Raw genomic sequence first — 24350 nt, forward strand, 5'->3', positions numbered from 1 at the left:
TTCAGCGACCGGGTTATGAGGATTCCCCTTCGGCGAGGAGCGAATCGGGTCGGTCGCCCTCACTCGCGTCGGCGGCCGGGCCGGTCACTCGGCCGCCTCCGTCGTCTCGCGCTCCCGGAGTTCGAACTTCTGGACCTTGCCCGTGGTCGTCCGCGGTAGCTCCTCGACGAACGCGACCTCGCGGGGGTGTTTGTACTCCGCGAGGTTGTCCAGACAGAACTGCCGTAGCTCGTCGGGGGTCACGTCGGCGTCCGGCACCGGCACGACGAACGCCTTCACGGTCTCGCCCCGGCGGTCGTCCGGAATCCCGACCACGGCCACGTCCGCTACGGCCTCGTGTTCGAAGAGGAGTTCCTCGACCTCGCGGGGATAGACGTTGTACCCGGCCGTGTTTATCATGTGTTTCTTGCGGTCCACGACGTAGAAGAAGCCCTCGTCGTCCCAGTAGCCGATGTCGCCGGTGTGGAACCACCGCGTCCCCTCGCGCTCGGTGAACGCCTCCTCGTTGGCCGCGGACAGTCCGGCGTACCCCTTCATCACGTTCGGCCCGGCGACGACCAACTCGCCCGTTATCTCGTCCAAGTCGGTTTCCTCCTCGTCCACCGGTCCCTCCTCGACCGGCGGGCGCTCCTCGAACTCCCCGTCCACGATTTTCGCCTCGACGCCGGGGAGCGTCTTCCCGATACTGCCGACCCGGCGACCCTGTTCGGGGTTGTTGAAGTGGGTCACGGGACTGGTCTCGGTCAGCCCGTACCCCTCGTACACCGTCACCTCGTATAGCTCCTCGAACCGCCGGAGGACTTCGACGGGGATGCCCGACCCGCCCACGCCCGCGAGGCGGAGCGACGAGAGGTCGAACTCCTCGGCGTTCGGTTGGTTGATAACGTCGTTGTACATCGCCGGAACGCCGTGCATCAGCGTGAGCTGTTCGTCTTCTACGAGCGAGACGGCCTCTTGGGCGTCCCACTCCGGGAGCGGGTAGTACGCCCCGCCGTTGAACAGCGTCGAGTTCATCACCACCGTCATACCGTAGATGTGGAACAGCGGGAGGACGCCCAGTTGCTTGTCTTCGGTTCGGATGCCGTCGGGCACGAGGTCCGCCGCCATTTCGGCGTTCGACGCGAGGTTTCGGTGGGTCAACTGCACGCCCTTCGGTCGCCCCGTCGTCCCGCTGGTGTAGGGTTGGACCGCCACGTCGTCGTCCGCGCGGTCCACGACCGCGGAATCGTCGGCGCGGTCAACGAGGGGGAACTCGGGGTCGTCGGCGAGGAACGCCTCGAAGTCGGTTCCGGCGTCGGTCTCGTCGCCGACGGTGACGACGCGTTCGAGGTCGGTGTCCTCGCGGACCTCTTCGACGAACGGCACGAGGTCCGAGAGCGTCACGACGACGCGCGCGCCGCTGTCGGACAGCAGGTGGCTTATCTCCCGCGATTTGTACTGGGGGTTCATCGGAACCACGACGCCGCCCGCCCGGAGCGTCCCGTGGAACGCGGTCACGAACTGGGGCACGTTCGGCAGGTAGACCGCCACGCGGTCGCCCTCGCCGATACCCCGGTCGGCCAGTCCCGCCGCGAACTGACCGGTTCGCGCCCAGAACTCGCCGTACGTTACGTCCCGTCCCCGGAAGGAGAGCGCAACCGCGTCCGGTTGCTCCGCCGCGACCGAGCCAATATTCGTGGCAAGGTTTGCCATGTACTTGGGTATCGTATTTCATCCTCTAAAGAGTTACCCTCGACAAAACCAATGTTTCCATTAGTCGCGGTATTATCTAACAGTCGTTGGCATATCTACCGGAATCCTTACGGTGGAAGGGGAACCGCGCTACCCGCCGACGGACGCGCCGCGGAACGCCGTTTGTTTCGCACGTACAGCTTTTTCACACATCGGGCACAACCCCGATTCGATGGTCGAGGCGTTCGCAGTCGCGAGTGGCAAAGGCGGGACCGGCAAGACCACGACCACGGTGGCGCTCGGGATGGCGCTTGCCGACGAGTACGACGTGACCGTCGTGGACGCCGACACCGGGATGGCGAACCTCCTCTTTCACACCGGCCTGACCGACGCCGACACCACGCTCCACGACCTGCTGGTCGCCGACCGCGACCCGGACGTGAGCGTCGCGGACGCCGTGTACGACCGCTTCGGCATGTCGGTAGTCCCCTGTGGCACCAGCCTCGCCGCGTTCGAGGAGGCCGACCCCGACCGACTCCGGGAGGTCGTCGCCGAACTCGCGGCCGACACCGACGTTCTCCTGTTGGACTCGCCCGCCGCGCTCGGCTCGAAGAGCGCGGTCCTGCCCGTCGTGCTGGCCGACCGCGTGGTCGTCGTCCTCCAACCGACGATTCCCGCGCTCAGCGACGGTCTCAAAGTACAGGAGTACGCCCACTCCTACGGCACCGACACCGCGGGTGTCGTCTTCAACAAGGTCCACGACCCCGACGAGGCCGCCGGGGTCGCCGAGAAGACCGACCGCTACTTCGACGGGCCGACGCTGGCGAGCGTCCCCGACTCGGACGCCGCCCGCGCGGCCCGCCGCGAGGGGGTGCCCCTCCTCGCGCACGCCCCCGACAGCGACGCGGCGCGCGCCTACCGCGAGGCCGCCCGAAAACTGGACGTGCGGTCGGGCGAATCGGACGCCGTGGCCGACCGCTTCCGGAGTGCGGTGATTCCTGACTCGCCATGACGACCGACAGCTCTCTCGATTCGGGCCGGTCCGACCCGCTCGACCGCTCGGATTTGCCGGACGGGACGCTCGTCCGCTCGCGGGTCGAATCGAACCCGGCCGCGCCGCTCGCCGCGGCGCTCGACCGCGAGTTGACGGGCTACGCCGTCTTCGAGCCGCAAGACGCGCTCTTGCTGGACGCCGAGGGGTCGGGCGTGGTCGCCTTCGAGGAGGGCGTGCCGCGCTTCGCGTACCACACCGGCACGGGCCGGGGCGGCCCCGCGGCGCTGGCCGACCTCGCGGTGCCCGGTCCCTACGACGTTGCGCTCCGGGAGACCGAGGAGGTCCCCGTGGCCTTCGCGTCGGCCGACCGGGCGGACGTGCGGGTCCCGCCGGGGCAGGTGGCCGAACGACTCGCTGGCGACCCGGACCTCGCCGAGCGAACGCGAGAGGTCGCGCCGCCGACGCGGGACGCCCCCGACGGCGATAGTGGCGAAGCGGGCGACCGGTCCGATGAGGGCTCGGCGGACGCGGGCGACGCGTCGCCGAGCGCCGTCGAGGAGTTCCTCGAAGACGAGGAGAAGATCGACGCCATCCAGCGGCGCGCCCGCGAGGAGGCCCGAGAGCGGGCCAGCGAGTGGGGGCTGGACGGGGAACTGGAGTGAGAGCGGACGGCCCGCCGGGGACGCTTCTCGTCGAGGCTCCCCGACGACCGGCGACGCCCCGCCAGCACTTCCCTCATCGAATTCGGACGGTCGGCGTGACGAACGACGCGCTAGGCGGGAGAGCCGAACCTCGAACGTCCGAGTGGTAGTTTGGCAGTCTTTCCGGATTGGTCGCCCCGCCGCTTCGTTCGTCGCTCCGTTCAGGACCGTCAAACTATCAGCGAGGAGTCCCGCAACGCGGACACACCGGCGGTCCGTCGTCCGAGAGCGCCAGCCCGCAGGTCGGGCACTCCTCGTCGCCGTCGGGCGCTGTCATCTCCTCGACGACAGCTTCCGTGCCGTCCCGAACCGAGGAGATAGTCCCGACGCCGTCGGGAACCCCCACGGATTGCCCGTCGCCCGCCAGTACGCGTCGCGCGAAGCGTACCCGGTCGGTCGCGAACGACGGGAGTTCGTCGTCCTCCGCGTCGATTTCGGCGAGTTCGGGGATCGCCTCGACGTGAGCGTCCGACTCCCCGACGAGGGCCAGCGCCTCCGCCGCCCGGCCCCTAACGTACGGACTGTCGTCCGCCAGTCGCTCCCGGAGAGCGTCGTCCGCGTCGGCCAGCTTCCGGGGATGCTCACAGCCGACGACGACCAGCGACGTACAGAGGTGATAGCGGACGAGTTCCCGCTCGTCGTCGAGGTGGTCGGCCAGCGACGAGACCTGATGTCGGAGGCGACCGGGGTTCCCGAGTGCGACGAACGCCAGCGCCTTCGCTAACTTCTCTCTGACCTCGGGTTCGTCGAACGAGAGTCCGACGCGGAAGTCCGCCAGAATATCGGGGTCGCCGACCGTCTCGGGGGATTCGAGCGCGACGTAGCCCAGCGCCTCGGCGCACCGCGCCCGGACGTAGTAGAACTCGTCGTCGTCGGCCAGCCTATCGGCGAGGGACGCGACGACCGGGCGGACGACGCCCGGTTCCGCTCGGGCTACCGTGAGCAACAGTTTGGCGGTCGTCAGCCTGACCGCGCGGTCGTCGTCGGCGAGGAACGCCGCGAGCGGGCCAGCGAGTCCGTCGAGGACATTCGGGCGCTCGTCGGCGACGCTCCGGACCGACTGGAGGGCACGCTTACGCGTGGCAGTCTCGGCCGCGCCGAGTCGGTCGAGACACGACGCCGCCTCCTCGTAGCTCGCCGCTTCGAGGAGGTCGGGCAAGCGGTCGGGGGATGGCGACTGGTCGGGGTCCGTCATCGGGGCGTTCGCTACGTGGCTGTCTCTCACTACCAATAGTTCAATCCCGCGGTTCGGTACCGGCGACCGGACCGACACGAAGCCTTCGTACGCTCGTTCGGTATCGAGACGACGGGAAACCCGCGACGACGGAAAATTATTTGGGTTACCGAAGGAAGCAAGCGGTATGGACGCCCCCGAACTCGTCGAGACGCTGGAACGCTACGGGCTATCGCCGTATCAGGCCGCGGCGTACGTCACCGTGGTCGAGCGCGGGACGATGGCCGCCCAAGAGGTCGCCGACGCCAGTTCCGTCCCGCAACCCCGCGTGTACGACATCCTCCGAGACTTGGAGTCGGAGGGGTTCGTCACGACGTTCGAGCAGGACAAACTCTACGTGCAGGCGGTGGACCCCGAGGAGGCCCTCGACAGCCTCCGGGAGCGCGCCGCGGAACTCGAAGCCGCGGCCGACGAAATCACCGACCGGTGGCAACAGCCAGCGGTCAAAGAACACACGGTCAGTCTGGTCCAGCGCGGCCGGACCGTCTTCGAGAAGGCCCGCGACGAACTCGACCGCGCGGCCGACCACGCCCAACTGGTCTGCAAGACCGACCACCTCGAATCGCTCTGGCCGACGCTCGCGGCCGCCCACGAGCGCGGCGTGTTCGTGGACGTGACGCTGTACGACGTGGCCGACGACGAATCGCTGGACGAGTTCGACTTCTCGGAGATCTGCACGCACGCTCGCGTCCTCCGGCGGCCGCTCCGGTCGGAACCGTTCGGCGCGGTCGTGGACCGCCAGCGGGCCTGCTACTCGTGGCACCCCTCGACCGACGACGGCTACGGCATCTACGTCGACGACAGCGCCCACGAGAACATGGTGTGGAACTACATAATGAACCTCCGCCACGCCGCCGACGTTCACTACGTCGCCACGCCCTACGACCCGCCGTTGCGGTTCGGCGCGCTCCGGGACTGTCTCCACGTCGTGGAACCGCTCGTACGGGAGGGACGAACGCTCACCGCCGAAATCGAGGGCACGTGGGTCGAGAGCGGTCGGCGCTGTGAGATTTCGGGTACCGTCCTCTCCATCGACTATCCGGGCTTCGAGGAGGGCGAGTCGGCCACGCCCCTCCAGATGTTCACCGACGCCCGCCTCACCATCGACACCGGCGACGAGACCTACAGCGTCGGCGGGTTCGACGCCATCATCGAGGACGTGGAGGCGACGCGGGTCGTGATTACGGGCATCGAGTGAACAGGTGTCGCCGCTCACCGAACCGTTCGCTCGCTTTTCCGACGGCGGTTTCTCACAGTCGGCGAGCGGAAAGAGCGTCAGAACCAGTCCGGACACGGCCACTCCGACATCCCGAGCCGGGGCCGTCTCACCCGATTTGCCTGACGACCAACGTCAGCGCCATCTCCGCGTCGTCGGTCGTCACGCGCACGTCGAACGCGACCGCCAGCACATGCGTCTCGCCCGCGCGCTCCTGCACGACGACCCCCTGCTTCGCCTCACACGCGCCGAACTGCCGGTTCGGCCCGACGGGACAGTTCGCGTCGCTCCACGACGCCGCGGCCGATTGGTTGTACCCCACCTGATAGACGGTGCCCGACTCGACGCGCGAGGAGCGGAGCGCCGCTACCCTCGGCTCTAACTCGTCGCGCACTGCGGCCGCGGCCGCAGTGCGCTCGTCCCACGCGAACGCGCCGGTCGTCTCGCCCGCGGCGTCGTGGACCGCCCGCGAGAGGAGTCGCTCGGCGTTCCGGTCTGGCGCGTCGAACTCCTCGCTGGCGCTCACGTCCGCGTGGTAGCCCAGTTGCAGGTACGCGACCACGACCGGGGCGAGCGCCACCGCGACCAGCGCGGCGGCCGCGAGGACCAACTGGGCGCGCTCGCGGGGCACGGAATCGCTAGTATCCCGACCAGCGCCCGTCACGCGTACCACACCCAAATCGCCACGTCGCCGTGGCGGGTCGTCACGCTCGCGGCCCCGACGGCCACGCTGGCGGGTTTCCGGAACCCGACCGCGCCGTGGGGCGTCCGAACCCGGAACATGAGGTTGTCCGGGAGGATGCGCTCGACGCGCCGACGCAGGGCGTCGCGCTCGCGGTCGAACGCGTCGGGCGAGCGGACGACCTCCGAGAGCCGCGTCGCGCCGCCGTGGCGCGGCGGTTCACCGGCGAGGACCGTCGCGGCGTCCTCGGCGTAGAGGTCCAACTGCGCGGCCCGCTCGTCCGGCGGGGCGACCCCGAGCGCGAACCCCATCGCGACCGCGAGAATCAACACGACGCCGACGCCCGCCTCGACGACCGACAGCGAGAGTTGTGCCCTCCCGATTTGGTGATTGCTGTTACTCATCGACCGTCACCGCCAGCACCGCCTTGCTCGTCTCGGCGGGGTAGTAGGTCAGTTCGACGCTCCCGGTCGGGAGCGGCCCGTCGGTCTCGAAGGTCAGCGTCGTCGTCTCGAACCGCGAGAGGCGGACCTCGAAGCGCCCTCTCAGTCCGGACTCGTTCCGTAGAACAACCTTTTCATTTGCTTTCACAACCTCTACCTTGCTGTCTGTTGGCGGCGAGAGGTCGATTTCGACCCGCGACGAGCGACGGGGAATCGTCACGGCCGGGTCGTTCGCCGAGAGGTCCGGCATCAGCGTCGCCGCGGTCCGGCTCTCGACCAGCACGATGCGCCGAATCGTCGTCCCGCCGGTCGGGTCGCCCGCGCTCGCAAGCGTCCGGTCGCCGAGTCGGACCGTCACGTCGTAGCCGTCGGTGACGGGGAACAGCGTCCGGAGTCGAGAGGAGTTCAGACTCTCAATCGCGTCGTCGTCGAGGACGTTCGCCCGCGTCGTGACCGGCGACTCGGCCGCGACGAGTCGCTCCGAGAGCGCGACCGCGACCCGGCGCTGGTCGGCGTCGCGGTCGGCGCTCAGGTACGCGCGGTCGGCGAGGCCCAGACTCACGACCGTCACCGAGGTCACGACGAGGAGCGCCACCGCCAGCGCGGGCAGGTTCATCTGGCCGCGGGTCCGCTCGGCGCGGGTCATCGGGTCGGTCCCTCCTCGGCGGACTCCAATCTGACCGCGAGGCCGCCGGTCTCGTCGGTCCCGCGGACGACGACGACCGCTCGCTCGCCGCTCGACCACTCGCCCGACACCGATTCGACCGTCTCGGGGAGCGCGAGCGCGACCCGGCCCCCGACGCGCTCGTCGGGGTGGGCCAACACGAGCGACCGATTGTCGGTCCGGACCGCGTAGCGCGCTCCTTTGATGGTTCTGGGGAGCGACACCTCGGCGCGGACGCGGACCGCCCGAGCGTCGGTCGGCACCGCCTGCTGGACCCGCTCGGCCGACTGGGCCAGCACGCGCTCGCCGACTTCCGCCCCCGCCGCGGTCCGGTACTCCGGGACGACGCCGCCGTAGAGCGTCGCCGACAGGAGACCGACGTAGAGGACGACGATGCTCGCCTCCAGCGCCTTGCCGACGACGGGCGAGACGGCGCGGTCAGAACGACCGCGCCGCCCGCCTTTCGGCGGACGGCGCTCGCTATCCATTCCGCACCTCCACGTCCATCTCGTGGACGACCAGATAGGCCACGCGCTCGCCGGGGTAGGCCGCGACCACGCTCGTCACGCCGTCGCCGTCGAAGTCCCGCGTCGTCACGCTGGCGTTCCGGCGCTCGAAGTGTCGCCGCCACGCCTCGGGCGTCGCGGTCTCGATTGCGACCCGGTAAGTGCCGTTGCCGAGGAGACTCCGGCGGTGGGAGACCTCGGTCCGGAGCGCGACCGACGCGCCCCCCGACCCCGAGACGGCGACCGACCCGTTCAGCGCGGGCGCGCCGACGACGAGGACGCCCGGCGGGTCGGCGTCGTCCGCGTTGCTCGCGTCCGTCGCAGGAGCGTTCCGCGAGAGCGTAATCGGCGGTGGCGTCCGGACCTTGGCGTTGTCCGGCGGCCCGCGGACGATAGCGCCCGCGAGGAACGCGACCCGGCGGTCGCCCGCGGTGAAGACGAGCGCGTCGGTGCGCACCGTCCGGAGCGTGCCGGACTCGTTCAGCACCCGGAGGTCGCGCTCTTTGGTCTGCAACTCGCCGTCGGTAAAGGAGACCCGACCGCGGTGGACGCCGGTCGCCTCCACGGGGTCGAGCGCCGCGTCGAAGTCGGCGGCGACGCGCGCCGAGTCGGCCGCCGCGGCGTTCTCCTCGACTATCACGCCGATGCCCGCGGTCAGCGACCCGAGCGCGACGACGACCACGCCGAGGAGGATGGCGACGCCGACGACGTTCGACTGTGCATAATTAATAAAAATATAATATAATTCAATACACACAAAAGAAAACAAAAAAGTTATGCGCTATTAGCGAGTTTTGGATATATGGATAAATATAGAACCAATATAATAGCCGGAACTGTCATTTCAATTGCCTTGTTCCCTTTTTCGGGTCACGCTTTGATTGCTGCCGCTATATCTGGATATTTGCAAGACGAGAGTCATTCCAAGAGTTTTATTCAAGGATTTATAGTTGGAATAAATACAATAGTTTTTCTTCTCATATCTTCGATAATTGTGGAGTACCTTCAAGGGAGCATTTCTGATTTTTGGCTGATAATACATCCAATATTAAACACTTCTGGGCCAATTCTCGTATTTGGCGGCCTAGGCGGTTCCATTGGAAAATATATTAAAGATAATAAATAATTCCACAAAATAAAACAAAAGATATAAATTTACACAATATAACTTTTTGGTGGATGAGTAAAAATAACTCTACCCAGAGGCGGAAAGTACTCAAATCAATCGGTAGTGGCCTTGCTGTTGCCGGATTTGGTGCGTCAGGAACTGTAACAGCAGAAGAAAAAAGCCTTGAAGAGATATATAAACAGGCAAGAAAAATTCGTCAGAAAACTGGTGAACAGGAACAATTTGTTGAACATCTTCAAAAACATTGCACCGGAGTAGAAGTGACAACAAGCGAATTTACAACGAAGGCCCGTACGTCAGACGATGGGTCGGATGTTTCAACAGATAGAGTAAAAAAGCGACATATGGAAGGCCAATTGGTCTTAGGGGGAGACTATACCCATACAGTTGCTGACTACAGAGTAGACCTTGATGGTGGGTATGGAACAGGAGAAGGAAATGAAGATGCAGTGAGCATTTCGTGGAAGCCGAAAGATTACGACATGAATAACAGTGGAACACACACGGATAATGCATCCAATGTCTTGTTAAAACAATCTGGATTTAACGGAGCACTCTGGACTTTTGACGATTGGAACGCTTGTCACTACGGATGTGACGGTCTTTGGTTCTCTGTCGGTACAAGAATGAAACGACTTACAACGGACACGCCACGAAAGGTTCAGGCAACATATCAATCTGTATGGAGTGATACCACTGCTGTCACTGGAATGTCTGTTAGTGGAGACGGCACTGTCACAATGAGTGTTAGCACTACTTCAGAAGCCGATTACGAGCAAATACACCGAGAGGTAGATAGAGAATCATTCGAGACCAATCTATAAAATCTCGACTAATTCTCGTTCTTTGACGGTGTCCCGACGCGCCCGACGAACCGCGAGAGGGCGGCCGCTTGCAGGTCGCCGCCCCGCGTGGTCAGGTTGGCGTTGAACGCCAAGTCCGCCACGTCGTCGTCCAGCGCACCGAGGTCCACGTCGCTGGCGACGCGCTCTACCGCCTCCGGGAACGGGCGACCGAGGCTGACGTGGCCCGAGACGGCGTGAACGAAGTCCGTTATCTCGCGGTCCTTCGCGTCGTCCAGATTCGCCCGCCGGAGCGCGACGAGACCGACCGGCAAGGCACCCGCGACGTAGCCCAACAGTACGACGTTGACCGGCCGATAGCCGAACGTCCAGAGCGCGGCGGCGAACGCGACCGCCAGCGGCGCGAACACGACCAGCGCGCTCGCGGGATTCCGGAGCGCGCCGGTCAGGACCGCGAGCGCGCCGTCCGGTCGCTCGTAGGTCCGTCCCGACTGGTCGGGCGGCCGGAGCGTCGCCACAACCGCGGCCGCGAGGCCCCCGACGACGAGGATGAACGCCGCGCTCCCGTAGACCAACAGCCCCCGGACCGAAATCGAGCCGAGTGGCGTCCCAATCGTCCGGCTCAGGCCGGGCGCGAGGACGCTCATCACGGTCACGACGATGACCAACAGCGCCGGAAGCACCAGCAGGACGACGAACAGTTCCGCCAGCAGTTCGAGGAAGTCGCTGGCCTGCTCGCGGTCTCTGGCCTGCCGGTTCGAGAGCATCCGACTCTCCATCTGGAGGTACTGGGCGAGCGCGTCCGGTCCCTGCTCGGCGTGTTCGCGGAACTTCACGAGGAAGGGAGCCAGCGCGTCCCGCGAGGGCGTGTCGCGGGCCACGACGCGCAGGCCCTCGCCCAGACTCCCGGTCAGCGTCGCCTTGTTGAGCGCCTTCCGGAACGCCACCGCGGTCTCGCCGTAGGCTTCCTCCCGGTCGGCGACCTTCCGGAGCATCGCCGCGCCCTCCTCGTTGCCCGACGAGAGCGCGTGGAGGTACCGGACCGCGCCCGGTAGGGTTCGCTCGATGTTCGACCGCCGGGCGCTCGCGGTCCACTTCAGGTAGCGCCCGCCCAAGGCGACGGTCCCCCGCTTGCCCGCGAGACCGACGCCGACCCCCGCGGCGGCCGCCGCGCCGGTCCGCGAGACGGCCGGGATTCCGACCGCTTCGAGACCGGGCACCCCGCGCTGGAGGAACTGGGCGGCGGCCGCCAGCGTGGCGTCGGGGAGCGCGACCACGACGACGAACGTCCAACTCGCCAACAACGCGAAGGCGAGCCACGACAGGCCGTAGGTCCGCGAGAGGAGAACGTCGAAGCTCGCGGTCACGCCGGTCGCCCGGTAGTGTTTCCGGTCGGCGTCGTGGCGGGACCGGTCGGCGTGTCGGGAGAACAGCGCGTAGAGCGCCCGGTCGAACACCGAGAGCGTTCGGGTGCCGGTCGCGGTCCCTTTAGCGTCGGTAGTCTCGACGGTCACGCCGGTCGAATCGACTGATTTCGCTCCTTCGGGGTCGATGCCTCCGACCTGCTCGCCCCCGTCAGCGGCTCTCGTCACCGAAGCGTCCTCCTCGAAGCGCGTTCATGGGCGCTCCTCTATTCGTTCTGGTATTTAAACTCTAGTAATACAGTTACTCTCAGCGTGAATCAAACGGACTCGACTGGGGTACTCGTCGGCGGTGTCACCGTTCGTCCCGTCAGGCCTCCCGTTTCACGCGCTCGACAGTCGCGGCCTCGTCGTTGCGCAGGTCTGCGAGGAACGCGAACAGTTCTTGGAAGTCGTCCATCTCCTCGCGGGCCATGTACTGGACGTACCGGTGCTTGCGCTGGAACTCGGCCTCGACCTCCTCGACAGGCCGGTCGGTCCGCTCCGCGAGTCTGTCGAGGAACCGGAAGCGGCGGGCGTCCCCTGCCGCATCTCCGTTCTCCCCCGCATCGTTCGTCCCGCCCGCGAGGTGGAACTCGCCCTCGGTGTCGCGCCACGCGACCGTGTTCCAGTAGACCGTCGTCTCGTCTTTCTCGATTGCACCACACCGCGCTCGTTCGGTGTCGAGGTCGGCGAACTCCGGCTCGGTGAGGAGTTCCACGACTTCGCCCACGTAGCGTTCGCCGTCCACGTTCCGGGGGAAGACCACGAGGTCCAACTCCCGCAGGAGGTAGGGCGGGAGTCCCTGCTCGATGACGCGGTTCACCAACTTCTCCACGTCCTCTGCGTGGGTGGTCCCGATGATGCCGTGACCGGTGTTCAGACTCTCCGCGAAGGTCTGGAAGCTCGCTGGCGTGTTGATTTCGGCGATGACCTCCACGTCCGGATTGAGATAGTTGCACTCGGTCATCAGGTCGGCCATCGTCACGCGCTTGTAGTCGCTCTCGTGGTCCCGCGTCGTCAGCGAGACGCCGGTCTCGTGCGGAAGTCTGACCTCCCGCGACCCCTCGTCGATAGAAATCGGCCTGTCTCGGTACGGAATAAATGGCATATGCGAGTTCATGAGCGTCGTCTTGCCCGTACCGGTCGGCCCGGAGAACAGGACGACGCCGTGATGCTCGTAGGCCTGCCACAGCAACGTCACGATTTCGGTCGAGAGGCTGTCCGAGTCGAGCAAATCGACGGGCGTCATCGCCTCGGGGGCCTGCTTCCGGATGGAGATGTGCGGGCCGTCCTCGCTGATGACCCCGAGCGCGACCGCGGCGCGAATCGTCACCTCGTCGGGGACGCCCTCTGGCTGGAGATTCACCTTCGCGCTCGGGTTCGAGGCGTTCAGTTCCGTGCCGTCGCTGGCGGCCATCTGCGTGACGACGTTGGCGAAGGTCTCCTCGTCCTCGAAGGTGAGATTCGTGGGCGCGCGCTCGCCGTGGCCGATTTCCCGGCCTCTCGGCACCACCTTGATGCGCTCGCCGACCCGATTCGCTTCGATGTCCTCCAGCAGGTCGTCGCGGATGGGAACGGTCAGCTTTCCGTGGCCGACGAAATCCCGCATCACGTAGTACACCAAGTCCGAGAGGCGGTCGGTCGAAAAGCGGTGGTCCACGGGCGGCACCGCCAAGTCGTACTCCGCCAAGGCGGTCCGGACGCGATAAGTGGCGGCGTCGAACCACGCCCGCGTGTTCCGCGCCGTGAGTCGCCGCGAGAGGAACGTTCGGGCGCGCTCGCGGACGAATCCCGCGCGGTCCTCGACCACGCCCTCGACGTTGGTCTCCCAGATGCGGTCCTTGCACTCCTGAATTAGCTCCTCGTCGCCCGGCAGGAGGTCCGGTTCCAGCACGGCGTACTTCGTCGTAAAGGAGTCGTTGGCCAGCAGATGCTCGCGGTAGACGACGACCGGGACCTGAAACTCCCGGAAATCGACGGTGTGGGTCTCGACGCGCTCGCTGGCGAACCGCTCCAGAAACCGGGCGTCGGCCGGGCAGTCGGTGTCGGCGGGCGCGTAGTCGTCGGTGTGGACGACCAGATACTCGCCCGCGGTGTCGGCCACGTCGATGCCCTCGTCCAACGCCAGTGGCGTCAACTCGCCGAGACACCGCAGGTCCCGGAGCGCGTGGTACTCGACGCGCCGCCGGGCCTCGGGCGGCAGGTCGGTCAGGCGGTCCACGATGCGGCGGTACTTCGGGTCGAAGCCCGCGGCCATCCGCTCTTGGGCGGCCTCGCGGGTCAGCGGCCGCGCGAGGTTCGCGTCGGCGAAGTGGTCGAAGATGGCGTCGAGAGCGTCCCCGCCCGCGGGCGAGAGGTCGGGTTCCCGGACGCGGTAGTAGAATCCGGTGTCGGTCTCCTCGATGGTGGCGACGACGCCGGGGTGGAGTTCGTACTGCGAGCGGACCTCGGGCGCGTACCACGCGTCGGAGTCGTCGGGCGGTTTCGGCGACGGGACGCGACCCGACGGAGGGTCGTCGGTCGGCGAGTCGTCGGTCGGCGACTCGGCAGTCAGCGAGTCGTCGGTTGGCGGGTCGCCGGTCCCGTCGCCGTCGGCGGTTCGGCCCTGCGAGTCGGTCATACGACTGCTTCGTCACGCGATATAATTTAAAACTTAGTAATCGGAATACGGAATTTGTTGCGTGGACGACGCATAGGGACTGTGCGCTCCACACCGTAGAACCGTGCAGTCGGTTTCCTCCCAAAATTATCGTATTCCGGCACTTCGACCGTGAAATAGATGGACGAGTCGCTACTCGCCGACTGGGTGCGCCGGTCGCCGTCCCTCGACGCGATTCTCGATTCGAGCGCCCGGACCGCGATTTCCGACGACTTCGTACCCGACGACCTCCTCGCGGAGTGGCGCGACGTATTCGACGCCGACGCCGACTTCCGGGACCGACTCCGATTCGCGGACTGGACTCCCGAGGAGACTTGCGACCGGCCGAACCCTTCCGAAATAATATAAATACTATGGTTCAAAAACTTAAATTCGTTTAAGATATTTCAACAGATATACGTCTCGCGGCGAGCCGAAATACGTTCACAATGCCACGGCAATCCCGCCGTCGATTCGTACGGACCGCGAGCGTATCGCTACTGAGTGCCGCGGGACTCGGCGCGGCGACCGGCGCGAGCGTCGCCCAGTCGGCCAACGGTGAGTTCACCGCCGTCGAGGAGTCCCCGACCGAAAAGACGTTGTTCGGCGCGGTCACGACCGAGGGCGGTCCCGTCGCCGTCGGCGCGGGCGGCGATGTCCTCCTCCGAGGAGAGAACGGGTGGTCGAAAATAGTCGAGTACGGCCCTCAAGCCCGGAGTCGGCCGCTTCGCGGGGTCGCCGTCACCACCGACGGGAAGGGCGTCTGGTTCGTCGGCGGGTCGGGGGTCATCGGCGAGTACCGAATCGATACGCGGACGCTGACGAACTACTCGGCACCGAACGGGAAGACGAGTACGTGGGAGGACGTGGCGGTCGTCGGCGAGGCCGGGTCGAGCGAACGGCTCTACTTCGTCAACGGGTCGGGCGAACTCCTCGTCGGCGTCCGACAGGAGTCGGGCGCGATACAGTACGAGGAGGTGACCAAACCCGGCGGCGGCTCGACCATCCCCGGTATCGACTTCTACGGTCGAACGTCCGGCCACGTCGCCAGCACCAGCCAACTCGTCGCCGAGACGGGAGACGGCGGCACGAACTGGTCTCGAATCGGCATCGACTTCGCGGGCGGCGCGTTCTACGACGTGGCGAGCGTCGCGCCCGACGACGTGAACGTCGCTGGCGGCGACGGCATCGTCTACCGGTACGACGGCGCGCGCTGGACGCCGCACGTCGTGGACGACGACCGGCAGGCGATTCGCGCGCTCGACCGCGACGGCGAGGGCGGCGTCGCGGCCGGAGCCGACGGGAAGGTCTACGAACGCCAGTCCGCCGGAGAGTGGACGCGCTACCAGACGCCGACCGACGCCAAACTCAACGGCGTCGCCAGCGGTCCGAACTACGATGTCGCGGTCGGCAACACCGGTGCCATCGTGGAGCGCGTCGACGGCACCGACGACGGCGGCGACGGTGGCGACGGTGGCGACGGTGGCGACGGTGACGACGGACTGTTCCCCATCCTGACGAGTTCGACGACCGGTTCGCTGGTGACCTCGACGTTCGACACCACGACGACCGACTCGCTTCTGGACGGGGACCTCGACTCCGAGTTCCCCGTCGCCTACGACCCCGAGGCGGTCGAACACGTCGAGGAGGGCGAGTGGCTCGTCGGCGAGTAGTCGGTCCCCGTCTCAGTCCAGCGTCACCCACGCCAGAAAGCCGATGGCCAGCGTCTCCAAGACGTGGAACAGCAACATCGCTTGCCACGCGGGGTCGGGGACCTTCGTGCCGAACCAGACCGACAGGACCGGGTCGAGTTGGTAGAAGTAGAGCGCGAACCCGTTCTCGGCGAACAGGAGCGCGGCGAACACGACCATCCCGAGGGTGTGTTTCGACCGGACGCGCCGGTAGTTTCGAACCCAGACGCTGGCCAGCAGCGCGAGCAACAGCAGATTGAGTCCCGTGGCGACCCGCGCGAGGTCGATCCAGATGCTCATCGGTTCGACCTCCGGGTCGGTCGGGCGGGGCTGTCGTGGTCGCTCGGGTGTCGGGTCATGGTCATTCGAGTTGGGTGATGATGTCCTCGACGGTGTCCCAGTGGTCGCGGGTCGCCTCCGAGGGGAGGTAGACCGCGCCGTAGTCGTCGCCGCTGGACTCCACGAGGTCGTTCTCGACCAGCACGTCGAGGTGGTGTCGAATCGTGTCGTAGTTGAGGTCCAGTTCCTCTGCGAGCTGGTTGGGGTTCCGGGGACGCTCGTCTATCGCCCGGAGGAGCCGCGCGCGGTTGACGCCCCCGCGAGTCCCCGCCAGCACGTACCAGAGGACCTTCTCCATCACGCCTCACAACTCAAACCCGGTACGTAAGGCCACCGAAGCGGACCGACGCTCCTCGGCGGACCCGGCAGACTGACACTCCCGGCGGACCGACGAGACGACCGGCGGGCTACTGTTGGACGATGAACTGTCCGGCGATTTCCTTCACTTCGGCCATCGTCTTCGGTTCGTCCACGGCCTTCGGGAACGGCGACGAGAGGTTCAACTCGTTCAGGAAGCTGGCGTGGCGGGCCTCGACGCTGTGGATGCCGATGGCGGCCGAGAACACCTCGTCGTTCGAGACGGTCGGCGCGGCACCCTTGTACGCGGCGACGCCGGTGTTTTCGAGGGCCTTGGCGACCCCGAGGAATTCGGAGGGCGTCTCGTAGCCGAAGTCGTACTCGGCCTCCTCGACCGGGGTGCCGCCCAACTTCTCGACGGTCGCGGCGAGCGCGTCGACGTGGGCCGCTTCGTGGTCGCCGACGGTCTGCAAGTGACCGGGCACCTTCATCCGCACGTCGTCGGCGAACGACGAGAGGGCGTCGGCACCCATCAGTTCGTCGTCGCTGAACTCCTCCATCCCCTCGCGGTAGAAGGCGTTTTCGAGGTGTTCGAGCGTCAGCGCGTAGTTCAGCACGTCCACGTCGCTGGTGTCGTCGTCGGCCTTCCGGTCGGGCGTCGCGCGCTCCTCGGGCGGGTTCGTCTCGTAGACGCTCGGGTCCACCTCGCTGGTGACGAACTGGCCCGCGATTTCGAGGACCTTCTCGACCGACTTGGCCTCGTCCACCGCGTTCGGGTACGGGGAGTCCGAGTTCACGAAGTTCAGGAAACTGGCGTGGCGGGCCTCGACGCTGTGGATGCCCGCGGCCGCCGCCAGCACGTCGTTGCTCACGACTTTCGGGGCCGCGCCAGCGTACGCCGCGACGCCGGTGTTTTCGAGGGCCTTCGCGGTCGCGAGGAACTCGGAGGGCGTCTCGTAGCCGAAGTCGTACTCGCCTTCCGGCACGGGGTCGCCGCCCAACTCCTCGACGGTGGCGGTGATGGCCTCGACGTGGGCGGCCTCGTGGTCGCCGACCGTCTGCAGGTACGCGGGCACGTCCATCCGGACCTCCTCGCCGAACGACGAGAGGGCGTCGGCACCCATCAGTTCGTCGTCGGCGAACTCGTTCAGGCCCTCGCGGTAGAAGGCGTTTTCGAGGTGTTCGAGCGTCAGCGCGTAGTTCAGGACGGGCACGTCGGGGTCGGTCGGTGCCTCGGTGGTGGTCTCGTCGGTCGTCGTCTCCTCGGCGGTGGTCGTCATCATTTCGGTCATCGTCTCGGTTGCGGTCGTCTCGCTTCCGGTGTCGTCGCCGCCGCCGGTACAGCCAGCGAGCGCGACTGCGCCGAGCGCGGAGGCTCCTCCGAGGAACGCGCGCCGCGAGCGAGTCGAGTCGGTGTCGGACGAGTCGTCGGCCGAGGTCGGGTCGTTTCGGGTCATTGCTTCGCTTACGTCTACCCGCGACACGCTCATGAGTATTTTCGCAACTTTGACATAATTCCGTCCGAGGAGTCCCGGAGGTCCGTCCGAACTCTCTCCCAATTTCGTCCGAAATCGAACGCCGGGAGTCGATTCGGCGGTCGGGACGAGCGCGACGAGTTCGGTTCGACCGATTGCGACGAGGGAAATGTTTGAATAGGGGGAGGGTGAGAGAGGGGTATGCCGGACGAAGCGGCCGCGATAGAACGCTGTGCCTACTGTCGAGGGTACGTCCCCGTGACGCACGTCGATATCCCCGACCGACCGACGGACGCGCCGCTCCGGGCGCGAGTCGCAATCTGCGAAAAATGCCTCGGAGACGGTCTGTAGCGATGGTTCCGACGACCGAGGAGTCCCGGTCGCGGTCCGTCGGAAAATCGGTCCGTCGAAACGTCGCTCCCTCGGGACGCCCGGCCGTGCGGTGGCCGTCCTTCCGCTACTGAACCGCTTCCAACTCGTCGGTCAGGTACTTGCCTTCCCACTCGCGGCGGGCGTCGAGTTCTCGCTCGCCGCGGTTGTTCAGCGCGTAGAAGTTCGTTCGGCGGTCGCGCTGGCCCTTCTCGACGAACCCCTTGTCCACGAGCGTATCGAGGTTCGGGTAGAGGCGGCCGTGATGTATCTCTTTCTCGTAGTACGATTCGAGTTCGTCCTTGATGGCGAGGCCGTGCGGTTCGTCCAATCCGGCGATGACGTACAGGAGGTCGCGCTGGAATCCGGTCAAATCGTGCATAAATCTCTCCCCTCTCCTTCAAAGATATTCCGTAATCTAATAAGTGTTCGGGCGATTATGAAATAATACCGCTCTATTCGGTCCGAAACAAGTGTCAGACAATCGTCTGTGAATCGTCATTTATAGCTTCGAACTGTCCATTCTCGGCGTACGCTCGCGCTCGTCGTCCGGTAATCTCCCCGATAGCGTCTTCTCAAAAATACTATACGGTGTCGTGTCGATGAGCCAACCATGCCAGCAATCGAGACCGAAGGGCTGACCAAGCGCTTCGGGAGCGTCGTCGCGGTCGAGGAGTTGAACCTCACCGTCGAGGAGGGCGAGGTGTTCGGCTTCCTCGGCCCGAACGGTGCGGGCAAGTCCACGACCATCAACGTCCTCCTCGACTACATCAGGCCGACGGAGGGCACCGCGACCGTCTTGGGCCACGACGCCCAAGACGAGACCCGCCAGATTCACGAGCGAATCGGCATCCTTCCGGAGGGGTTCGACCTCTACGACCGCCTCACGGGGCGCAAGCACATCGAGTTCGCGGTGGACTCGAAGGGGACCGACGACGACCCCGCCGAGATTCTCGACCGCGTGGGACTCGAACCGGAGGCCGCCGACCGCAAGGCCGGAGGCTACTCGACCGGGATGAGCCAGCGACTCGCGCTGGGGATGGCGCTGGTCGGGGACCCCGACCTGCTGATTCTGGACGAACCGTCGTCGGGTCTGGACCCCAACGGCGCGCGCCAGATGCGCGAGTTGGTCCGCGACGAGGCGTCGCGCGGGACGACCATCTTCTTCTCCAGCCACATCCTCGGGCAGGTCGAGGCGGTCTGTGACCGTGTGGGCATCATGAACGACGGTCGCCTCGTCGCTGAGGACACCATCGAGGGCCTGCGGGAGTCGGTCGGGTCGGGTTCGACGCTCGAACTCACGGTGGACCGCGTGCCCGACGACCTCGACCTCGGCGGCATCGAGGCGGTCAACGACGTGACCGCCAGCGGGACCTCGATTCGCGTGACGGTCTCGGATTCGAGCGCCAAGTCCGCAATCATCAACCGCGTCGAGGAGCAGGGCGCAACCGTCACCGACATCTCGACCGCGCAGGCCTCGCTAGAGGACCTGTTCGCGGCCTACACAACCGAGGAGGCGACGGCATGAGTTGGCTCGTCGTCGCTCGGAAGGACTTCGAGGACGCGGTGCGCTCGCGGCTGCTGTGGGCCATCACCGCCATCTTCCTGCTGTTCACCGCGGGCGCGGTGTACGTCCGGAAGGCAGTCCTCCCGGACGCGCCCGGTCTCCCGAGCGCCACGCAGTTCCTGACCGCGCCGTCGTCGCTCGTCATCCCGCTGGCCGCGCTCGTCGTGGCCTACCTCGCCATCGCGGGCGAGCGCGAGTCGGGGAGCATCAAGATTCTGCTGGGCCTGCCCCACAGCCGCGCCGACGTGGTGTTGGGCAAGCTAATCGGCCGGACCGCGGTCGTCACCGCGGGCATCGTCGTCGCGTTCGCGGGCGCGGCCGTCACCCTGCTGGCGCTGTTCGGCGAGTTGCCGGTCGTGGACTTCGCGCTGTTGACCCTCGTCACCGTCCTGTTCGGACTCACCTACGTCGGCATCGCCATCGGAGCCTCGTCGTTCGCGGCCACTCGCTCGCGGGCGATGGCGCTTGCCATCAGCGCGTTCTTCCTGTTTCAGGTCCTCTGGGACATCGTACCCTTCGGCGTCTACTATCTCGTCGAGGGGAGCCTCCCGAACCCGACGAGCGCGCTTCCCGCGTGGTACTACTTCGCCCAAATCGTCAACCCGAACACCGCCTACACTCGCGCGGCCGAAATCGTGTTCTCGGGCGTCGGGCCGTACGTCCCGGCGGAGACGCTGGCCGGGTCCGGAACCCCCTTCTACGTCCAGAACTGGTTCGGACTCGTGGTGTTGCTCGTCTGGCTGGTCGTCCCGGTCGCGCTCGGCTACTGGCAGTTCCAGCGAGCAGATATCGGATAGTCGAATCTAAATTTTTCTCTTTCGTCAAAATCATTAAACCGTGCCCCGACCACTGTCGAGTCATCCATGCGCCCGACGCTCCTCGCCGACTGTGCGGCCCGGTCGCGGCCGCTGACCGCGACGCTCGACCCGACCACCGATGGCTCGCTCCCGCCGGAGTTCGACCCCGACGACCTCCTCGCGACGTGGCGCGACATCTTCGACGGGGACGACGAGTTTCGGGAACGACTCGACCTCGCCGACGAGAGCGTCGAGAGCGTCGAGAGTGTCCGCGAGCATCTTCGTGACGCTGGCTCGGGTTCCGGGACGCCCGACTCCGACGACTCGATTCCCGCGGCGCTCCGGACCGCCGAGGAGGTCGCGGACCGTGCGGTCGAACTCGACGCCGAGGCGGTCCGACCGCTCCGCGAGCGCCACGCCGACGCGCCGTTCGTGGACCTCCTCGGGCCGCTGGCCGCCGCGGTGTGCGAGTCGGTGTCGCTCGACGCCGACCACGACCCCGCGGCCGTCGAGTCGCTGGAAGATTGGCTGTTCGAGCGACTGACGACCACGTTCCAGCATCCCCTGTTCATCCTGTTCAAAACTCACCAACAGCGCGAGTACCCCGACACCGACTTCTCGGCGGCGACCGATTTGACCGCGGTCTACGACGAGTTCGTCGCCGACGTTCGGAACGCCGACTACGAACCCGTCTTCGAGGAGTACCCCGTCCTGCTGGAACTGCTCGGGGTCGTCGCCGACCAGTGGCGCGGGATGGTCCGCCGACTCGACGACCGACTCGCGGCCGACCGGGACCTCCTCTCGCGGACGTTCGGCGAGGGCGACGACGATGGCGACGACAGCGACGGCGAACCACTCGGCCGACTGCGCGACGTGGCGACCTTCTCGGACGACCCCCACGGCGAGGGCGAAATCGTCCTCCGACTCGACTTCGAGTCCCGCTCGGTCGTCTACAAGCCCCGGTCGGTCGGCGGCGAGGCGGCCTTCGGCGACCTCCTCGACTGGACGAACCGCCACGCCGACGTTCCGGACCTGTACGCGCCGACCGCGCTCGACCGGGGTGACTACGGCTGGATGGAACACGTCTCCCACCGCCCCTGCGACTCGGCGGCCGCGGTCGGCCGATACTACGAGCGGATGGGCGCGCTGACCGCGCTGGCGTTTCTCCTCGGTTCGACCGACCTGCACCACGACAACCTCGTGGCGATGGGCGAACACCCCGTCATCGTGGACCAAGAGACCGTCCTCTCCCCGCGAGTCGGCTCCTCGAACAAGCCGGTCTCGCCCGCGATGGACTCGCTGTTGGGCGAGTCGGTGCTGAACACCGTCCTCATTCCCTTCACCGGCGAGACTGGCGGCCCGGAGGACGACCAGACGACCGGCGGGCTGACCGACCTCGCCGACGAACAGCGCCGGGAGAAGCGGCCGAACTTCCATCACCCAAACACCGACGCGATGGAGTTGACTTTCGACAAGCCCTACCGACCCGGCGGCCGGAACCTCCCGCGGTTCGACGGCGAGGTCAGAGGAGTCTCCTCGAATCTCGCCGAACTGAAGCGGGGGTTCCGGGCGGTGACCGACGCGATACTCGCCGACCGCGAACGGTTCCTCGCTCCGGACGGACCGCTCGCCGCCTTCGAGGAGTGCCCGATACGCTACCTGCCGCGGCCGACCAGCCACTACGCCTCGAAGCTCTCGGAGAGCCTCTACTCGTCGCAGTTGCGCTCGGGGACCGCCCGGTCGCTCGCGCTGGAGTCGCTGTACGCGATATTCGTCCCGCGCGCCGACGACGAGGCCAATCTCTGGAAGCTCGTCTCGACCGAGAAAGACGCCGTCCGGCGGCTCACGATTCCGCGGTTCACGGTTCCGGCGACCGGCCGCGAACTGCGCGACGGGCGCGGGAACCCGCAGGGCGTGACCGTCGCGGAGTCGCCGCTCGACCACGCTCGCCGCCGCGTCTCGGAGTTGGACGACCACCGCGTCGAAACTCAGCTTCGACTCGTGGACCTCGCGTTCACCGGGGCGACGGTCTCGGACCCCGTGGCCGCGCCCGACGACGACGAGAACTCGATAGTCGCCGCGGACTCGCCCCGAGAGGTCGTCTCGAACGTCGTGGCCCGGATAGACGACGCGACCACGCGCTACCCCGACGGGAGCCTCCGGTGGGCGGAGCTGGCGCGGTCGTCGCCGACCGGTCAGTTCAGCGTCCGGGAACCGACGCTCGACCTCTATCGGGGCCACGTCGGCGTCGGTCTCTTTCTCGCGGCGGTCGCCGCGGTCCGCGACGACGACGACCTCGCCGACCGGAGTCGGCGAATCCTGCGACCGGTCCGGTCGGCGGTCGAGGAGAGCGGCGACGGGACGGACGGGAGCGACGACGATGCCGAGGAGGTCGCCCGGTTGGGCCTCGGCGGGATGGACGGCCGGGGGTCGGTCGCCTACGGTCTCCTCGTCGCGGGCGACCTGCTGGACGACGACGACCTCGTGGCGAGCGCCCGGACTGCCGCGGGGCTGACGACCCGCGAGGAGATAGCCGACGACCGAACGCTCGACGTGATGGCCGGGTCCGCGGGCGAACTGCTGGCGCAGTTGGCGGTCCACGAGCGAACCGGCGACGAGGCCGCCCTCGACCGCGCGCGGTGGTGTGGCGACCACCTGCTGGACGCCGCCGTCGAGACCGACGCGGGCTACCGCGTGCCGACTGCCGGGGACGGCGACGACGCCGACCGTCGGTTCGCCTTCGCGCACGGCGTCGGCGGCGTCGGCTACGCGCTCGTGAAACTCGCAGAAGTCACCGGCGAGGAGACCTACGCCGAGGTCGGACGCGACGCGCTCGCACTCGACGCCGAGTTGTGGCGACGCGACGGGAATCGCGCCGGGAGCGACGAGAATGCGACGATTTGGGGCTGGTGCAACGGCGCGGTCGGCGTCGGTACCGGTCGCGTGGCAGTGGCCGACGCGATGGCCGACGAGGACGGTGCTGTCGGCGAGGAGGACGCGGTTGGCGAAGGGGGCGCGGTCGGCGACTTGGGAGACCTCTCGGTCGTCCGCGAGGACCTGCGACCCGACCCGAGCCGCGAGGACTCGCTGTGCTGTGGGTCGGCGGGTCGGGCGCTGTTCCTGCTGGACGCGGGCGAGGTAGTCGGCGACTCGTCGCTCGCGGCCCGCGGCGAAGCCCTGTTCCGGCGGACCTTGGACCGCGGCCAGCGCGAGGGTCGGCTCCGACTGTCGAACCACCTGCCGATGCTCCCCCGCCTCGGACTGTTCACGGGTATCGCGGGCGTCGGCTACGTCGCGCTTCAGTTGGAAGCGCGCGAGGCGGACGTAGACGTGCGACTGCCGAACGTGACGCGACTGGAGTGAGAAACGGCTTCGTCGTGGTCTCGGCGAGTCGAGGGGGAGCGAACCGAGGAGAACTCCTCGGCGGTTCGACCGCGGCTCAGAACTCCATCTCGTCGTCTTCGCCCGAACTGCCACAGATGGGGTCGGTCGAGAGGTAGCAGTTGGTCTCGCCGATGACGGCGCGGTCGTCGGTTTCGGTGTGGGACGGTTCGTACTGCGATTCGAGCGACTGGCTGATGTCTCGTGCCATTGCGTCTCAATATTGAGGTATGTTATCAATAAAAGTTTTTGCTAGCTATCTAGATTAAAATATCTTGTCGAGGGAGAGAACCCATCCGCGTCGCTCGCACGGACTCCGATTTCCCCCGCGGCGTCGCCCCCGCCGATTC

At 66.7% G+C, this 24350-nt stretch carries 24 protein-coding genes and 1 pseudogene; 11 read left to right on the forward strand and 14 right to left on the reverse strand.

What is annotated here, in order from left to right:
* Window positions 1-84: 84 nt before the first annotated feature.
* On the reverse strand, window positions 85-1692 hold the full coding sequence (locus EPL00_RS02335; RefSeq protein WP_135852019.1) for a long-chain-fatty-acid--CoA ligase: 1608 nt from the start codon (window positions 1690-1692) through the stop codon (window positions 85-87).
* Window positions 1693-1903: 211 nt separating this feature from the next.
* Here EPL00_RS02335 and EPL00_RS02340 point away from each other — a divergent pair, with 211 nt between their 5' ends.
* Both EPL00_RS02340 and EPL00_RS02345 read left to right on the forward strand, forming a co-directional pair.
* On the forward strand, window positions 1904-2683 hold the full coding sequence (locus tag EPL00_RS02340) for a nucleotide-binding protein (RefSeq protein WP_135852018.1): 780 nt from the start codon (window positions 1904-1906) through the stop codon (window positions 2681-2683).
* Window positions 2680-3327: a hypothetical protein gene (locus EPL00_RS02345; RefSeq protein ID WP_135852017.1), complete on the forward strand. Its 648-nt coding sequence runs from the start codon at window positions 2680-2682 to the stop codon at window positions 3325-3327. Before EPL00_RS02340 ends, EPL00_RS02345 begins: the two co-directional genes overlap by 4 nt.
* A 217-nt stretch (window positions 3328-3544) precedes the next feature.
* On the opposite strand, the gene EPL00_RS02350 is transcribed toward EPL00_RS02345, so the two are convergent.
* The gene (locus EPL00_RS02350; protein ID WP_135852485.1) at window positions 3545-4561 is read right to left on the reverse strand and encodes a HEAT repeat domain-containing protein; all 1017 of its coding nucleotides are present in this window, start codon (window positions 4559-4561) and stop codon (window positions 3545-3547) included.
* 166 nt (window positions 4562-4727) lie between these two features.
* On the opposite strand from EPL00_RS02350, the gene EPL00_RS02355 reads away from it, so the two are divergent.
* Window positions 4728-5798, forward strand: a complete 1071-nt coding sequence (locus EPL00_RS02355) for a TrmB family transcriptional regulator (protein ID WP_135852016.1) — start codon at window positions 4728-4730, stop codon at window positions 5796-5798.
* A gap of 127 nt (window positions 5799-5925) precedes the next feature.
* On the opposite strand, the gene EPL00_RS02360 is transcribed toward EPL00_RS02355, so the two are convergent.
* From EPL00_RS02360 to EPL00_RS02380, 5 genes are read right to left on the reverse strand one after another with little or no spacing between them, the layout of a single operon-like run.
* Window positions 5926-6489, reverse strand: coding sequence for a DUF7261 family protein (locus EPL00_RS02360; protein WP_238398106.1), 564 nt, complete (start codon window positions 6487-6489; stop codon window positions 5926-5928).
* Complete coding sequence (locus EPL00_RS02365) at window positions 6477-6902, reverse strand: DUF7262 family protein (RefSeq protein ID WP_238398107.1); 426 nt, start codon at window positions 6900-6902, stop codon at window positions 6477-6479. Before EPL00_RS02365 ends, EPL00_RS02360 begins: the two co-directional genes overlap by 13 nt.
* On the reverse strand, window positions 6895-7587 hold the full coding sequence (locus EPL00_RS02370; RefSeq protein ID WP_135852015.1) for a DUF7263 family protein: 693 nt from the start codon (window positions 7585-7587) through the stop codon (window positions 6895-6897). The genes EPL00_RS02365 and EPL00_RS02370 overlap by 8 nt, the downstream gene beginning before the upstream one ends.
* Entirely contained in the window at window positions 7584-8093 is a 510-nt protein-coding gene (locus EPL00_RS02375) for a DUF7266 family protein (protein ID WP_135852014.1), read from the reverse strand. The genes EPL00_RS02370 and EPL00_RS02375 overlap by 4 nt, the downstream gene beginning before the upstream one ends.
* The gene (locus EPL00_RS02380) at window positions 8086-8868 is read right to left on the reverse strand and encodes a DUF7289 family protein (protein ID WP_135852013.1); all 783 of its coding nucleotides are present in this window, start codon (window positions 8866-8868) and stop codon (window positions 8086-8088) included. The genes EPL00_RS02375 and EPL00_RS02380 overlap by 8 nt, the downstream gene beginning before the upstream one ends.
* Window positions 8869-8913: 45 nt before the next feature.
* Here EPL00_RS02380 and EPL00_RS02385 point away from each other — a divergent pair, with 45 nt between their 5' ends.
* Complete coding sequence (locus tag EPL00_RS02385) at window positions 8914-9237, forward strand: DUF5518 domain-containing protein (RefSeq protein ID WP_135852012.1); 324 nt, start codon at window positions 8914-8916, stop codon at window positions 9235-9237.
* 53 nt (window positions 9238-9290) lie between these two features.
* Entirely contained in the window at window positions 9291-10064 is a 774-nt protein-coding gene (locus tag EPL00_RS02390) for a hypothetical protein (RefSeq protein WP_135852011.1), read from the forward strand.
* A gap of 26 nt (window positions 10065-10090) precedes the next feature.
* Here EPL00_RS02390 and EPL00_RS02395 read toward each other — a convergent pair.
* Together EPL00_RS02395 and EPL00_RS02400 are read right to left on the reverse strand one after the other, a co-directional pair.
* Window positions 10091-11557: pseudogene (locus tag EPL00_RS02395) on the reverse strand (type II secretion system F family protein); the annotation flags it as partial.
* Between the two features lie 217 nt (window positions 11558-11774).
* A complete protein-coding gene (locus EPL00_RS02400; protein WP_135852010.1) occupies window positions 11775-14066 on the reverse strand; it encodes a type II/IV secretion system ATPase subunit in 2292 nt (763 codons plus the stop codon).
* A 159-nt stretch (window positions 14067-14225) separates the two neighbouring features.
* Between EPL00_RS02400 and EPL00_RS02405 the strand changes: the two genes are divergently transcribed.
* Window positions 14226-14453 (forward strand): hypothetical protein, encoded by a 228-nt coding sequence (locus EPL00_RS02405; RefSeq protein ID WP_135852009.1) that lies wholly within the window; start codon window positions 14226-14228, stop codon window positions 14451-14453.
* An 80-nt stretch (window positions 14454-14533) separates the two neighbouring features.
* Window positions 14534-15757 carry a sialidase family protein gene (locus tag EPL00_RS02410; RefSeq protein ID WP_135852008.1) on the forward strand — a complete coding sequence of 408 codons (1224 nt, stop codon included), beginning with the start codon at window positions 14534-14536 and terminating at the stop codon, window positions 15755-15757.
* A 12-nt stretch (window positions 15758-15769) separates the two neighbouring features.
* Here EPL00_RS02410 and EPL00_RS02415 read toward each other — a convergent pair whose 3' ends face one another.
* The 3 genes from EPL00_RS02415 to EPL00_RS02425 all read right to left on the reverse strand — a co-directional run bounded on the left by EPL00_RS02415 (window position 15770) and on the right by EPL00_RS02425 (window position 17868).
* Window positions 15770-16075, reverse strand: coding sequence for a hypothetical protein (locus EPL00_RS02415; RefSeq protein WP_135852007.1), 306 nt, complete (start codon window positions 16073-16075; stop codon window positions 15770-15772).
* Between the two features lie 61 nt (window positions 16076-16136).
* Window positions 16137-16412 (reverse strand): ArsR/SmtB family transcription factor, encoded by a 276-nt coding sequence (locus EPL00_RS02420; RefSeq protein WP_135852006.1) that lies wholly within the window; start codon window positions 16410-16412, stop codon window positions 16137-16139.
* A gap of 109 nt (window positions 16413-16521) precedes the next feature.
* Window positions 16522-17868: a ferritin-like domain-containing protein gene (locus tag EPL00_RS02425; RefSeq protein ID WP_135852005.1), complete on the reverse strand. Its 1347-nt coding sequence runs from the start codon at window positions 17866-17868 to the stop codon at window positions 16522-16524.
* A 219-nt stretch (window positions 17869-18087) separates the two neighbouring features.
* Between EPL00_RS02425 and EPL00_RS02430 the strand changes: the two genes are divergently transcribed.
* On the forward strand, window positions 18088-18237 hold the full coding sequence (locus EPL00_RS02430) for a hypothetical protein (protein ID WP_162224128.1): 150 nt from the start codon (window positions 18088-18090) through the stop codon (window positions 18235-18237).
* Between the two features lie 106 nt (window positions 18238-18343).
* On the opposite strand, the gene EPL00_RS02435 is transcribed toward EPL00_RS02430, so the two are convergent.
* Complete coding sequence (locus tag EPL00_RS02435; protein ID WP_135852004.1) at window positions 18344-18637, reverse strand: PadR family transcriptional regulator; 294 nt, start codon at window positions 18635-18637, stop codon at window positions 18344-18346.
* 231 nt (window positions 18638-18868) lie between these two features.
* Between EPL00_RS02435 and EPL00_RS02440 the strand changes: the two genes are divergently transcribed.
* From EPL00_RS02440 to EPL00_RS02450, 3 genes are all read left to right on the forward strand, one after another.
* Entirely contained in the window at window positions 18869-19783 is a 915-nt protein-coding gene (locus EPL00_RS02440) for an ABC transporter ATP-binding protein (RefSeq protein ID WP_135852003.1), read from the forward strand.
* Entirely contained in the window at window positions 19780-20619 is an 840-nt protein-coding gene (locus EPL00_RS02445; protein WP_135852002.1) for an ABC transporter permease, read from the forward strand. The genes EPL00_RS02440 and EPL00_RS02445 overlap by 4 nt, the downstream gene beginning before the upstream one ends.
* Before the next feature lie 66 nt (window positions 20620-20685).
* Window positions 20686-23982, forward strand: coding sequence for a type 2 lanthipeptide synthetase LanM family protein (locus EPL00_RS02450; RefSeq protein WP_135852001.1), 3297 nt, complete (start codon window positions 20686-20688; stop codon window positions 23980-23982).
* A 76-nt stretch (window positions 23983-24058) separates the two neighbouring features.
* Here EPL00_RS02450 and EPL00_RS02455 read toward each other — a convergent pair whose 3' ends face one another.
* Window positions 24059-24211: a hypothetical protein gene (locus EPL00_RS02455; RefSeq protein WP_162224129.1), complete on the reverse strand. Its 153-nt coding sequence runs from the start codon at window positions 24209-24211 to the stop codon at window positions 24059-24061.
* Window positions 24212-24350: the final 139 nt, after the last annotated feature.

This window comes from Halorussus salinus (assembly GCF_004765815.2).
GTDB lineage: Archaea > Halobacteriota > Halobacteria > Halobacteriales > Haladaptataceae > Halorussus > Halorussus salinus.

Bases quoted from the DNA above. Each gene is read 5' to 3' on its own strand.
- EPL00_RS02390 (WP_135852011.1), top strand. From the start codon at position 9,291: ATGAGTAAAAATAACTCTACCCAGAGGCGGAAAGTACTCAAATCAATC.
- EPL00_RS02435 (WP_135852004.1), bottom strand. From the start codon at position 18,637: ATGCACGATTTGACCGGATTCCAGCGCGACCTCCTGTACGTCATCGCC.
- EPL00_RS02385 (WP_135852012.1), top strand. From the start codon at position 8,914: ATGGATAAATATAGAACCAATATAATAGCCGGAACTGTCATTTCAATT.
- EPL00_RS02415 (WP_135852007.1), bottom strand. From the start codon at position 16,075: ATGAGCATCTGGATCGACCTCGCGCGGGTCGCCACGGGACTCAATCTG.
- EPL00_RS02350 (WP_135852485.1), bottom strand. From the start codon at position 4,561: ATGACGGACCCCGACCAGTCGCCATCCCCCGACCGCTTGCCCGACCTC.
- EPL00_RS02430 (WP_162224128.1), top strand. From the start codon at position 18,088: ATGCCGGACGAAGCGGCCGCGATAGAACGCTGTGCCTACTGTCGAGGG.
- EPL00_RS02375 (WP_135852014.1), bottom strand. From the start codon at position 8,093: ATGGATAGCGAGCGCCGTCCGCCGAAAGGCGGGCGGCGCGGTCGTTCT.
- EPL00_RS02420 (WP_135852006.1), bottom strand. From the start codon at position 16,412: ATGGAGAAGGTCCTCTGGTACGTGCTGGCGGGGACTCGCGGGGGCGTC.
- EPL00_RS02370 (WP_135852015.1), bottom strand. From the start codon at position 7,587: ATGACCCGCGCCGAGCGGACCCGCGGCCAGATGAACCTGCCCGCGCTG.
- EPL00_RS02445 (WP_135852002.1), top strand. From the start codon at position 19,780: ATGAGTTGGCTCGTCGTCGCTCGGAAGGACTTCGAGGACGCGGTGCGC.
- EPL00_RS02450 (WP_135852001.1), top strand. From the start codon at position 20,686: ATGCGCCCGACGCTCCTCGCCGACTGTGCGGCCCGGTCGCGGCCGCTG.
- EPL00_RS02410 (WP_135852008.1), top strand. From the start codon at position 14,534: ATGCCACGGCAATCCCGCCGTCGATTCGTACGGACCGCGAGCGTATCG.
- EPL00_RS02440 (WP_135852003.1), top strand. From the start codon at position 18,869: ATGCCAGCAATCGAGACCGAAGGGCTGACCAAGCGCTTCGGGAGCGTC.
- EPL00_RS02345 (WP_135852017.1), top strand. From the start codon at position 2,680: ATGACGACCGACAGCTCTCTCGATTCGGGCCGGTCCGACCCGCTCGAC.
- EPL00_RS02365 (WP_238398107.1), bottom strand. From the start codon at position 6,902: ATGAGTAACAGCAATCACCAAATCGGGAGGGCACAACTCTCGCTGTCG.
- EPL00_RS02340 (WP_135852018.1), top strand. From the start codon at position 1,904: ATGGTCGAGGCGTTCGCAGTCGCGAGTGGCAAAGGCGGGACCGGCAAG.
- EPL00_RS02335 (WP_135852019.1), bottom strand. From the start codon at position 1,692: ATGGCAAACCTTGCCACGAATATTGGCTCGGTCGCGGCGGAGCAACCG.
- EPL00_RS02425 (WP_135852005.1), bottom strand. From the start codon at position 17,868: ATGACCCGAAACGACCCGACCTCGGCCGACGACTCGTCCGACACCGAC.
- EPL00_RS02405 (WP_135852009.1), top strand. From the start codon at position 14,226: ATGGACGAGTCGCTACTCGCCGACTGGGTGCGCCGGTCGCCGTCCCTC.
- EPL00_RS02455 (WP_162224129.1), bottom strand. From the start codon at position 24,211: ATGGCACGAGACATCAGCCAGTCGCTCGAATCGCAGTACGAACCGTCC.
- EPL00_RS02355 (WP_135852016.1), top strand. From the start codon at position 4,728: ATGGACGCCCCCGAACTCGTCGAGACGCTGGAACGCTACGGGCTATCG.
- EPL00_RS02400 (WP_135852010.1), bottom strand. From the start codon at position 14,066: ATGACCGACTCGCAGGGCCGAACCGCCGACGGCGACGGGACCGGCGAC.